General features: G+C 44.6%; 13 protein-coding genes and 1 tRNA gene. 4 read left to right on the forward strand and 10 right to left on the reverse strand.

Annotated elements, in window-relative coordinates; translation table 11 throughout:
* Positions 1-29 precede the first annotated feature (29 nt).
* Positions 30-269, forward strand: a complete 240-nt coding sequence (locus QXV08_RS06470) for a hypothetical protein (RefSeq protein WP_014767935.1) — start codon at positions 30-32, stop codon at positions 267-269.
* 1 nt (position 270) lies between these two features.
* Here QXV08_RS06470 and QXV08_RS06475 read toward each other — a convergent pair whose 3' ends face one another.
* Positions 271-450: a 4Fe-4S binding protein gene (locus QXV08_RS06475; RefSeq protein ID WP_342785807.1), complete on the reverse strand. Its 180-nt coding sequence runs from the start codon at positions 448-450 to the stop codon at positions 271-273.
* A 59-nt stretch (positions 451-509) separates the two neighbouring features.
* Between QXV08_RS06475 and QXV08_RS06480 the strand changes: the two genes are divergently transcribed.
* Positions 510-1,196, forward strand: a complete 687-nt coding sequence (locus QXV08_RS06480) for a PHP domain-containing protein (protein WP_342785805.1) — start codon at positions 510-512, stop codon at positions 1,194-1,196.
* A 3-nt stretch (positions 1,197-1,199) separates the two neighbouring features.
* Here QXV08_RS06480 and QXV08_RS06485 read toward each other — a convergent pair whose 3' ends face one another.
* The 3 genes from QXV08_RS06485 to QXV08_RS06495 form a co-directional block, all read right to left on the reverse strand.
* Positions 1,200-3,638, reverse strand: a complete 2,439-nt coding sequence (locus QXV08_RS06485) for a valine--tRNA ligase (RefSeq protein ID WP_342785803.1) — start codon at positions 3,636-3,638, stop codon at positions 1,200-1,202.
* A gap of 69 nt (positions 3,639-3,707) precedes the next feature.
* Positions 3,708-4,088 (reverse strand): hypothetical protein, encoded by a 381-nt coding sequence (locus QXV08_RS06490; RefSeq protein WP_342785801.1) that lies wholly within the window; start codon positions 4,086-4,088, stop codon positions 3,708-3,710.
* A 1-nt stretch (position 4,089) separates the two neighbouring features.
* On the reverse strand, positions 4,090-5,223 hold the full coding sequence (locus tag QXV08_RS06495) for a radical SAM protein (RefSeq protein ID WP_342786107.1): 1,134 nt from the start codon (positions 5,221-5,223) through the stop codon (positions 4,090-4,092).
* Between the two features lie 409 nt (positions 5,224-5,632).
* Here QXV08_RS06495 and QXV08_RS06500 point away from each other — a divergent pair, with 409 nt between their 5' ends.
* Entirely contained in the window at positions 5,633-6,790 is a 1,158-nt protein-coding gene (locus tag QXV08_RS06500; protein ID WP_342785799.1) for a hypothetical protein, read from the forward strand.
* A 14-nt stretch (positions 6,791-6,804) separates the two neighbouring features.
* On the opposite strand, the gene QXV08_RS06505 is transcribed toward QXV08_RS06500, so the two are convergent.
* From QXV08_RS06505 to QXV08_RS06530, 6 genes are all read right to left on the reverse strand, one after another.
* Complete coding sequence (locus QXV08_RS06505; RefSeq protein WP_342785797.1) at positions 6,805-7,695, reverse strand: RimK family alpha-L-glutamate ligase; 891 nt, start codon at positions 7,693-7,695, stop codon at positions 6,805-6,807.
* A 3-nt stretch (positions 7,696-7,698) separates the two neighbouring features.
* Positions 7,699-8,031 carry a hypothetical protein gene (locus QXV08_RS06510; protein ID WP_342785795.1) on the reverse strand — a complete coding sequence of 111 codons (333 nt, stop codon included), beginning with the start codon at positions 8,029-8,031 and terminating at the stop codon, positions 7,699-7,701.
* Positions 8,032-8,110: 79 nt separating this feature from the next.
* Positions 8,111-9,031, reverse strand: a complete 921-nt coding sequence (locus tag QXV08_RS06515) for a hypothetical protein (protein WP_342785793.1) — start codon at positions 9,029-9,031, stop codon at positions 8,111-8,113.
* Positions 9,001-9,822 carry an S-methyl-5'-thioadenosine phosphorylase gene (locus QXV08_RS06520; protein ID WP_342785791.1) on the reverse strand — a complete coding sequence of 274 codons (822 nt, stop codon included), beginning with the start codon at positions 9,820-9,822 and terminating at the stop codon, positions 9,001-9,003. Before QXV08_RS06520 ends, QXV08_RS06515 begins: the two co-directional genes overlap by 31 nt.
* Positions 9,823-9,825: 3 nt before the next feature.
* Positions 9,826-10,509, reverse strand: a complete 684-nt coding sequence (locus tag QXV08_RS06525) for a phosphoribosyltransferase (RefSeq protein ID WP_342785789.1) — start codon at positions 10,507-10,509, stop codon at positions 9,826-9,828.
* Positions 10,510-10,618: 109 nt separating this feature from the next.
* A complete protein-coding gene (locus QXV08_RS06530) occupies positions 10,619-11,170 on the reverse strand; it encodes a flavin reductase family protein (RefSeq protein WP_342785787.1) in 552 nt (183 codons plus the stop codon).
* Between the two features lie 71 nt (positions 11,171-11,241).
* On the opposite strand from QXV08_RS06530, the gene QXV08_RS06535 reads away from it, so the two are divergent.
* Positions 11,242-11,326 (forward strand) — tRNA-Leu (locus tag QXV08_RS06535).
* Positions 11,327-11,694: the final 368 nt, after the last annotated feature.

Raw genomic sequence — 11,694 nt, forward strand, 5'->3', positions numbered from 1 at the left:
CTGTTAAGCATTAAAGGGGTGTGAAAGCAATGACGATTGGCCTGCTTAAAGGTGTGAATAGGTCTGGTCATAAAGGGTGGACAACCGAGAAATGTGCCATATGTGGTACAACCCTGGACTTTGTACAGGGTTATGATTTAAAGAATATATATTATTGCCCGAAATGCGTTAGCCAGAAGTTAAACGCGTATTTCTGCGCAGCCGATGCTAGAACACTACACTATAAGTGTCCTTATTGTAAGAGCGAACTGAAGCCTTACTATGCATAGCCTAGTCAAGTATTTCTATAGCATGTACAGGGCATAGGGGTTTGCATGCGTAGCATTCAATACATTTCGCTTCATCAATCATTATTTTATCTTCTCTAATACTAAAGACGTTTACCGGACAGTAATCTACGCAGAGCATACATAGCATGCACTTGGATTGATCAAGGATGATCCTCGCCAAGCTTAAAACACCACTAGGTATTAGAATATCTAAATGAGTTTAAAACGGTGGTTTCACTAATGCTTATAGCTGATCTCCATATACACTCAGTCTACAGTGATGGGAAGGCCAGTCCACGGGAGATAATAAGGCATGCCCTGATTAGAGGTATTAACGTGCTCTCTATAACAGATCATGACACGTTTAAAGGCGGGTTAGAGGGATACAGGTTCTCAAGGGAAATAGCCAGGAACACTAGTGACTCTAAGATACTAGTGATACCTGGGATAGAGTTAAGGAGTTATAACGGGGATATACTTGTCTACTGCGAGAACGATGTAGAGCTCCCCCGCGAAGTCGGCTTGCTGATAGATAAGGCGCATGAGAATAATTGTGTAGTTGTACCCGCCCACCCCTTCGATACCTGGAGGCATGGGTTAGGAGACGCGGTGTACGACTATGAGGGATGGGATGCGATCGAGGTATGGAATGCTCATGCATCTAGAAACGCTAATAGGAGAGCTCTGGAGGCTTCGAGGATCATGGGGAAACCCGGTATCGCAAATAGTGATGCCCACATACCGGAACACGTGGGCTCAGCCTACACCTACATACTTATCGAGGATGCATCAAGCATAACAGAAGTACTGGATGCCCTGAGAAAGGGGCTAGTAAAACCTCATCAGGGAGGGCTCTCTCTTAAAGACAATATAGAGAGGGTTGCATGGAGCATTGAGTATAGAGTGAGAAAAATCCTGGGAGACTAATATTCAGGGTGGCAAGTATACGCCGCCCCCTATATCAATGGTATTGGGTGGTGCCTCCTCGTAGAACTCTATCTCTTCGAGTTTATGGAGATCCCTCAGTTCCTCTGCTACCTCTTCAAGCCCCTTGGGCAGGTATACCTTGCCCCTTAATGGATCACTTAGCTTCATATTATTCCTCTTCTTATAGCTCCATATGGCTGAATTAACATTGGCCACTTTCTCAACAAGGTCATGTGGTTGCTTTAGGCGCTCTTTATCTGGCTCCGGGAATCTCTCTAAGTGTATGGATCTCCCATAGAGCTCTCTATATATGGCGTCTGTTATAAAGGGCATTATAGGGGCTAGGGCTTTAAGTATTGTTTTTAATGTATAGTGAAGTGTGAACCATGCTGCCTTCTGTTCCAGCTCATCATATTTGCCATCCCTGTTATACGCTCTAGACTTAGTTAACTCAATATAGTGTGAGGCGAAATAGTTCCATGTGAACTGATAGATCTCGTTCACTGGCTCGTATACATCGAGCTCGCTATATGCCTTATCAATCTTCTCGATTATTTTATCAAGGTACGCTAGTGTTGCTTTATCTATCCCCCTTAACCTATATTCCTTAGGCTCCGGGAAGCTGGAGATATACCTCGCTATATTCCATAGTTTTGTAGCAAAGTATAAACCGGTTTTCAGTGTTTGCTCTGAGAATCTGTAGTCATAGCCTAGTTTAGCACTTATAGCGGCCCAGAACCTAAAGGCGTCCGCTCCGTATTTCTCAACATATGGATCAGGATCGATAACGTTTCCCTTAGACTTATGCATCGCCTCTCCTTTCTCATCAAGCCCCATTCCAGTGATTCTAACCCATTTGAAAGCCGGCTTCCCAGTCAACTGGTATACTCTTAGAATAGAGTAGTATAGCCATGTTCTAATAATATCCTGCCCCTGAGGCCTCAGCGTGTATTTAAATGCTTTCTCAAATAGTAGAGGATCCCTTATATAGTGGGTTACATATAGAACGCTTATGCTGCTGTCAAACCATGTGTCAAAGACTTTTTTCTCACCTACTAGGTATTCACGGGGAACCCCGCATACAGGGCATTTATCCCATGGCGCGGGATCTCTCCAGGGTCTATAGTATTTACCAGGCTCCGGTAACAGTATTGAACCACATCTACTACATTTCCACAGAGGGATCTCGGTTGCATAGTATCTATCCTTACTTATCGGCCAATCAGTCGAGACGCTGTTGATCCAGTCAACCAGTTTCTTTTTATGCATTAAAGGCTTGAACTCTATTTGATCGATTATTTTTAACAACTCATCCTTGAAATCCAGTTGCTTCAGGAACCACTCCCTCGAGTTCACTATCTGTATTGGTGTCTTACACCTCCAGCACACTGGGATACTGTGCTTGATTTTCTCTTTTTTAACAAGCAATCCATTCGACTCAAGGATCTCCACTACTTTAGCTCTGGCTTCAGTGGGCTTTAACCCGGCGAGGATCCCGGCTTCTTTGGTTAAGTAGCCTTCCTTATTTACTATGATCAAAGGTTCTAACCCCAGATCCCTGAACATCCTTACATCTCTTTGATCACCATAACTACACACCATGACCAAGCCCGTGCCATAGCCTGGATCAACCTCCTCGTATTCCAATATAGGCATTTCATGACCGTAGACAGGGTTGATAGCGTGCATTCCCTTGTATTTGGCATATCTTTCATCGTCTGGATGATACACGAGTGCTTTACAGGAACGGAGTAATTCAGGTCTTGTAGTGGCTACTACTATGTGTTCACCGGTCTCCTTGACCTGGAACTTTATATAGTATAGATAAGTCTCCTCCTCCTTATACTCTAACTCGGCGTCAGCCAATGAGGTCCTGCACCGGGGGCACCAGTTAACCGGTCTCTCAGCCTCATATATAAGGCCCCTTTTATAGAGCTCTATGAATGTGGCCTGCGTGATTCTCCTATACTCCTCGCTATCAGTACCGTTTCTCCAATATTGGAAACTACATCCAAGCCTCCTCCATACATTAACGAGCTCACCCTCGGCTTTATCGAGGAACTCTCTACAGAGCTTTAGAAAGTACTCCCTACCCTCTGGCGTTGTGGAGAGCTCATGTGGATTCACCTTATACGTCTTCTCGACTTGTACTTCCACGGGTAGCCCATTTCTATCCGCGTAGAATGGGACAAGTACATTGTAACCCTTCATCCTAAAGTACCTGGCAATCATATCGATTTGAGCATAGTGGGCGGCCCCACCGACATGCCATTTACCGCTTGCATAGGGTGGGGGCGTGTCGATGGCAATGATCTCCCTGTTGTCGCCTGGATTAAATATGAATTTATATATTCCTTCCTCATCCCAGGTTTCAAGAAGCTCTTTTTCCCTCTTTAAATCCCATCTTTTCTCACGAATTTTCGGCTCGTAGGGTTGTTCCATGATACTGTCCCTCACTAAATAGGATATTCCATAGTAAGGAATTTATTTTAATATATTTTAGGGCTCTCTTCAACAGTCTCCGCGGTGGCACCCTATTATACGCCAGGAGGCCTCGTATAGCGACTCTATATCACTGTATGTCGGCTTTTTTCTGAGCACCCATTTAACATTTATTGTTTCATAGTTATCGTCTACTTTAACACCTATAATTATTATCTTTGATACACTATCTAGATCCACGTATCGATTACCACTGGGTTCCGGTGATAATTCTTTTAGGAGTAGACATGTGTTTTCCACGCATTTCTCAGTATAATCCGTGAAAACCCATTTACTCCTATATACATCGACTGATACTATATAGGAGTCGCCGTCCTCAACGACTATGACTCTATAATGATCGCTGAAATAGTATTCTGAAATAATACCTGGTTTACTCAATGATATCACCTCATGATACCTGTCGATACATTATCCCCAGGCTATCGGCTATCTCATAAGCGGTCTTTAATTCTGATGCACTAGGTTTTCGAGCTATCTCAGGGTATAACCCGGGGTGTTTCACTACTATGTGTTCCGGCCTATATTGATCCATGATATTCACTAATGCCCTTGGCGTGTTCGATGCGATCCATTCTAAGACTCTCCTCGTACAGCACTCTACATGCCCTGGTAAGACTAAGTGTCTTATAATTATATCACTGGAGTCATGTGCTACCTTTATATTCCTAGTTACAATCTCCCAGTAGTTTCTCACCTTACTAAGTCTCCACGCGCACTCATTATTACCGTATTTCAGGTCGGGCAGCCATATATCTATGATGTCCCGTAGTAGCGTCATAGCCTCCTCGCTCATATACATGTTACTGTTCCATAACTGAGGCACGTTTACATCGAGGTACCTGAGGCTTTCAAGTATGAATGGTAGATGGGGCGTTGGCTCCCCACCTACGTGATTTATGTTCCTAGCTCCTTTAAGCCTTAGATTCCTCTGTATAAACGCTAATTCCCTTGGTGAAACCCGTTCCCCATCTCTAGCATGTACCTGGCTTATATCCCAGTTCTGGCAGAAAACACATTTAAAGTTGCATCCACCATAGAATATCGTCCCGCTGGGTACCAAGGGGGCTTCTTCACCCATATGGTGGAAGAAGCTGTGCACTATGCACTCCCTATCTACCAGGCAGACGCCAGGCTTCCCCTTAATCCTCTTAGCACTGCATCTCCTTTCACAGAGCCTGCACTCCTCAATAAGCTTATACGCTATAGCCGTCTTTACATCAAGGTAGCTGTATTTAGGAGTTTCCAGCTTACTGATGTCGAGGCCCCTCTCAGCTATATCTCTGAGAAGCGATGCGAACTCCCTGGACGCCTTCTCGTGAATACTCCATAGTTCATCCAGGGATATATTATTATTGTAAGGATCTATATCCACAGGGATCTTCTTTGCAGCCATGAATCTAGCTGGCTTCTCGTTCTTCATCACGCTGTAATACCAGGAGAGTCTTTCAACTACGATGGGATCACCCCATACAGTTAATGCATCAGACCTGTACATGATTAGTGTTTTAAACCAGTCGAACATATATTTCCACACTATTATTAACTTCTGGATTAAGGTCTTTTATTGTTGTCATATTTATCTCTAGGAGTGTTCATAGAACTCGATTTATTCAGGTCTACAATACTATGTCTCATAGGTTAGAGCGCTCGGATTCACCTGGTTTCAATATACTCTAGATACCTAGAGAGCCTGAAGCACCTGTCTCCATGGGAGATGGGTATTAGATTCAGTTTTAATCAGGCTGAGAGCTCTTCTTCACTGCTCCGACGGTTCGCTATTCATCACATCGATCATAATAATACTGTTGAGTAGTTTATTAATGTATCCGGCGAGTCCAACGGTTTCAAGCATATTGGAACGGTTTCCCCGATTGTTTCAGACGAGCCCTTATTTTTAACTATCGCTATATACCCTCCTTGGGGTGGTGTATGTGAACTGGAGGATAATCGGGTTAATATCCATAGTGGCATTAATAGTCTCAATAGCGCCATTAGCATCCATACCCATCATCGCAAGCGGGGATCAGGAATCCCAGGATTCAGAGGTAGCCAGCGACATCATAGTTGGGAACGGCACGATGAATCTCACAGTGCCAGTTATATCCGTCGATGACGCCTTAAACCTAGCATACATGATGAGGAATATAACATATGAGCTATTCATGTGGGAGATAAATCATAATGTAAGCGTTGCCAACGTGACTCTTAACCTCGGTGATAAATTCCTTGATAAGGCCCTGGAGCTGAAGGATAATGCAAGTAGGAGAGCAGTAGTCTTCGCTGTAGTGGCTGCGATACACTATGGTCATGCCCCTTCATTCGCTAACCCGGTGCTGGCAAGGGTGATATACAGTAGCCTCGGTGAGAATAACACCGTGACAGACAGGACTGTAAACGCTGTGATAACTGCATCAAACGAGTTAAAATCCATACTGTTAAACGCTACAAACTATGCTGAGTCAAAGAATTTCAACACCACTCTTACATACTATTGGATTAGTAAGGGTGATAATCTAACCTCATTAGCACAGCAATACCTTGGAGAAGGCAACGTTACAACAGCGTTCAGGCACGCTATTGCCGGGTACAAGGCTTATATTAGAGCGTACTCTACACTAGTGAAGACCGTGTTCACCCAGTATCTTAGAGACCTCGGGATAATCAGGGGGAGGTCGTTCATCCCTCCAGGACTACTGGATAAACTACCCCTGGAATTAAGAAGCGAGATAAAGGCTAGAGTAGAGAACGGTGAGATTAAGAGCATAAGGGATGTAGTAGGCGAGGTTAGAAAGGAGATACAGAATAGAACCGAGATGTGGAAGGAGAGAGAATACGTTCAGATAGCTAACATACTAGCTTCAGCACTGGTAAAGCTCAGTAAACATCCAGCATTAACAAGGGTAATGATGGGGAAGCAGTTGAGGGATTACTGCTATGAACTAGTAAAAGAAGTAGCATCGAGAACCAACGCCACAGGGCTGCAACTACTCCAGCTATCACTGCAGGAGCTGCAAAACAGGGTTCAGGGAGGATTAAATATTCAGCAGGAATTCCAGGGCTCAGTAGTAAAGATCAGGATGAAACATTAGTTTCTAAGCCTACTCTACTTTTTTATTTTTTCGATAACATATTCCACGATGTAATCGGGTGGATTCACTCCTGTAGCGTTCCTTAACCCCTCCCATTGTGGAAACGCGTTCACCTCTAGAATATAGTATCTTCTGGTGTCCTTATCATACGCTATATCGACACCCGCGTAGTCTAGGCCAAGTATTTTCACGGCTTTCAAGCCTAACTCGTATACCTCTGGCTCCTCCTTCTCGCTGACAGGTACTCCACCAGCTCCCTGGGCTACATTTGTCTTCCAAGAATATGGGTTAACACGTTTCATGGCACCTATTACTTCTTCACCAACTACGAAAACCCTGTAATCATAACCCGGCTTCTCAAGGTACACCTGGTAGTAGCTTGGTAAACCTATATTCATTAATCCCCTTGTAACGTTAAATGCGAGATCTGGGTCCTGCACCAGCGTGCTCCCTAGGCCAAGGCTCCCCATGAGGGGCTTGTATACTACTATATGCTTGTCTTTAACATACCTCATAGCTGTAAAGGGGTTCTCGGTTACAAGCGTCTCTGGTACGGGAAGCCCGTTCAAGTAGAGGTGTAGAAGGCATCTCCACTTGTCTCTTGCGATAAGGGATTTAGAAGGATTGTTAATCACAGGTATTTGTGAAGCAAGTGCCTCGAGAACACCGATCCTCTTCATTAAGGTCTCTAAGCTAGTTATGAAGCCTATTCCCCTTAGAATAGCAGCGTTAACGCTTACCTCCTCCGTGGACTGATACACCTTAATGCCTCCAGGCGTTAACACAGCATCAAGCATCGGTGTCTTTAAGTAAACTGGTTCATGCCCATGCCTAGATATCGACTCCATTAGTTCGAGTGAGCCCTTCCTAGGCTCCTTTTTATAATCTACAACAGCTATCCTCAAACCTTACACCTTCTCAATTAATGCAGCTAGTATAAGTAGAGCCGAGGATATGCCTGTAGCGGTAAGGGCTGAGGTAAGTGTAAACCCTGAGAGAGCAGTACCACTGAGGGAGCCGAGGCACGTTATTAGGATAACCATGTGTATAACGCTCTTGCACTCCCTTAAGCTATCCTGGCTCTTAATGTAGATGTAGAAATAGAGTAGTGAGATAAGGAATACGGCTAGGCCGGCTGTCACGTATTGGAGTGTTAAATTATATACCGAGATAAGCATGCCTATGAATACGCCTGCACCAGCCAGATACGCTGTTTTCCTTGAGTATAATAATTTACTCATACTCATCCTCCCTAACCTAGCTTAAAACAGACTGGGTATTAAAATTAATAATCCTGCACGTCTAGATATATGGTCGGTTTTAACCATTGTGCTTATAACGTGTACTCCAGGCTAGATAATTAGCTATTATAGCTAGGTATATGTTGGCTTCAATAGGATCAGTGTTTAATATTAGTTCGCTTACTCTAGTTTTCCTCAGTGCAAGCCTGCTCTTGAGTTCTCTTAGATAATACTCCTCTACACTAGTGCCGATTAATAGCGCGTCTGCTGAGTTAGGGATCGACTCAGGATACTCATACCTAGCATTCACCTGTCTACGTTTTAATGCGTCAACTAGGTAGCGTGCGGAGGATTCCATTAACCTACTCGATGATACCACTAGTTCTCTATGAAGGGATACCTTGGAGAAAATCTCCTTGTAAACCTCTATGAGTTCTTCAGCTATTAAGGTGAAGCCTTCCCTGCTGTGCTCAAATACCCTTACGCCTCTCCTGGATAATCTATCCTTATATATACTAGCTAATGCGTGGAACACAGCGATAGCCATTACAAGGGTTGAGTCAAGCTCGTCATCGATGCTTGTGTAGATGATGTTATAGCTCTTTAATACCTCCACGACTTTTTCATCAACAGGCTTAGCCACTAACGCCATATAGGGGTGGCTCATTATTCTAGCTATCTGAAGTATGTTAAGTAGGCCTGAATGGTTTGACGCGTATATGATTAAAGGTATGGGATCCCTGTAAGCCAGCACATATAATGATGTAGATGGAATATCCAGGAGAAGGATTGACTTCTCTTCATCCATGGTTACTACGTGCCAGAACATGCATGATGCTGGTAGGTAACCATGACCATTGTAGGATATAATGAGCCTGTTTGAGCCTACCTCACTTAAAAAATTCCTTATATTGTTTGATAGGCTCCTAGCTTCCTCCTCTAGTTTACCTAGTTTACCCAGGTAAGCCTCTACATTAAAGCTGTCTCCAGGCTCCTGCAACAGCTACACTCCTCTCTACGTGGCTCGTCTTCCAATAGCTCTATTATATCCGGTAATAGTCTCTGGATTTTAATAGTGTTCTCCTTCATTGTTTTCACGACTTCCTCGGCTGTAACGGGTTTTTCAGCCCATACATCGTAGTCTGTGACCATTGCTATTGTTGCGTAGCATAACTGCGCCTCACATGCTAGGTTGACCTCTGGCACGAGGGTCATCCCTATCACATCGGCTTTAAATACCTCCTTCCAAACCCTACTCTCAGCCCTTGTACTGAATCTAGGCCCCTCTATACATATGTATGTTCCCTTTCCATGAATCCTTATATCTGGGTGTCTAGCGGCTGCCTCGAGTATTTTCTTTCGGAGGCATTCACAGAATGGGTCGGCCATGCTTACATGTGCAACTCTTCCACCCTCGAAGAACGTGAAGTCCCTAACCCCCTTTGTCATGTCTATGAATTGATCTGGTATTACAAAGTCTCCTGGCCTATAGTCTTCCCTAAGGCTTCCCACAGCTGATACAGCTATCACCCACTTCACACCAATACTCTTCAGGGCCCATATGTTTGCCCTATAGTTTATTCTATGAGGCGGTATCTTATGTCCCCTACCATGCCTAGGTAGGAATGCTATAGTTTTGCCCCTTAGCTCACCGATTATTATGTTATCGCTGGGGGCACCGTATGGAGTATAGACCTTGTGCTCTCTTATATTACTTAAACCTGGGAGATCGTATACCCCGCTTCCCCCTATAATAGCTATGCCGGCTTTCACGGACGGCTCAACAAGCATTTCTCACACCTTCAATAAGTACTTGTCTCTGCCTGGATCATACTTCACGATGTCTTTCTCTAGTAGAATCCTTAGCGCCTCTCTATAATACGTATCTCCAACATCTATCCCATACCATTCCTTGAAGCCATCTACTATCTCCTTATAGCTCCATTCCTTTTTACCAGTTTCCTTATATGTTTCGCTCATCATTCTTTTAATGAATTGATAAGTGTCCTCCAGCCTGGTCCAGGGGTATTGGAACCATATCCACTCCTTTACCTCTAAGTAGTAGTAGTCCGGCTTATACTTAGCTACAGGGCTTATCCATTGCAGTGCCGCTGTTTTAACCTCGAGCGGGCCCCAGTTATCCCTTATATAATCCCTAGCCAACCTTAATGTCTCACCCGTATCCACGATGTCATCCACAACCAGTACTCTCATCCCTGATGCGTCGAGCTTGAAGGGATATTTGAGTATGGCTCTCTCCTCGGCTTTAGCTGCTTCGGTCCAGTGCTGGCTTTGAATACTGGCCAGGTTTTCCACGCCTAGGAAATCGCATATAAGCCTTGCGGGGACGAATCCTCCTCTTGAAACAGCTACAACGAGGTCTGGTTTGTACCCGTTCTCCCTTATAATCCTAGCCAAGTTCATTGACCACTCTACTATCTCATCCCATGTAACTAAATGGGTTCTAACCCTGGGCATTTCTATCACGTAGATATAATAATATATGTATACTTAAAAAGATTAGAACCCAGCCTAGAGAATCAGGGACTTCTATCTTACTTAATAACCTGGATGGAAGAATGGGCAATTACTTCTTTTCCACCAGAATCAATCTCCCATTAATAGTGAATGCTCTCCCACTGTTATGCATGAGTATTCTAGCCTTGTCCAGGCTCCACCCATGTCTTGCATATAAATCTCTTCTCACATGAATGGCTTTCACACCAGCTATGAATAACGTGGATTCTCCAACAGGCACCTTATTCTCCACTATGCATTCTAGTATACCTAGTGCCCCATTAATTCCCGGTGTAGATATATGTTTCGAGGGATAAGGGTTTAAGCCTAGTTCCTTCCACTTATCTCTTTCCCTTCCACTAATGCTTCCAGCTCTATAGGCCAGGTCTGCGTGTTCCTCGCTGAGCACATTTATAGTGAACTCACCCGTCTCAGTGATGTACTCATGAGTGAGGCTTTTGCTCCAAATCGAGACAGCTACTAGGAATGGCTCATCGCTAACCGGTGAAACCCAGGAAGCAGTCATAACGTTGAGTCTTCCACTACTACTCCTAGACACTATCAAGTAAACTGGCCTTGGATGCAGGACGTGATATTCGTCTGGATCGACTTCAGTGTACATCGTGTTACACCAGGTATATAAGTATAAAGTGAAAAACATTAAAACCCTGCCATACTATAATTCAAACCGGTGCGGGGGTGCCCGAGCTTGGCCAAAGGGGCCGGGTTGAGGACCCGGTGGCGTAGGCCTGCGTGGGTTCAAATCCCACCCCCCGCACTAAGATTCCGTCTTTAAATCAACTTAGGATTACTGAGGTCAGGATCGCTGACTGGTTCCAGTAAATAATTATGGTTAAAAAGGTTTCCTGCAGTATCGTTGACTACCGCTGCAACCATCTTCTCCACTGCTCCAATATCATTAAGTGTAGTTAATAGTATCAGTGTCAATGTTTTTCGGTCTGACCTCCTCCCCGCCCTAAATGGCGAGGGTTCCCTCTTGGGCGGTTCATTAGTTTGGTGCTGCATACCCGGGCTCTCCTGCCCGGTTTAGCCCCGGGCCGGGTCTCCGGCCCGTTACCCCTATCCCCTCCCGGGGACTCGGGGATATGGGTGGTGGCCTCCCGTCTCTCATAATCATCATCCGAG

Origin of the sequence: Desulfurococcus sp. (assembly GCF_038881575.1) — an archaeon.
Classification (GTDB): domain Archaea; phylum Thermoproteota; class Thermoprotei_A; order Sulfolobales; family Desulfurococcaceae; genus Desulfurococcus.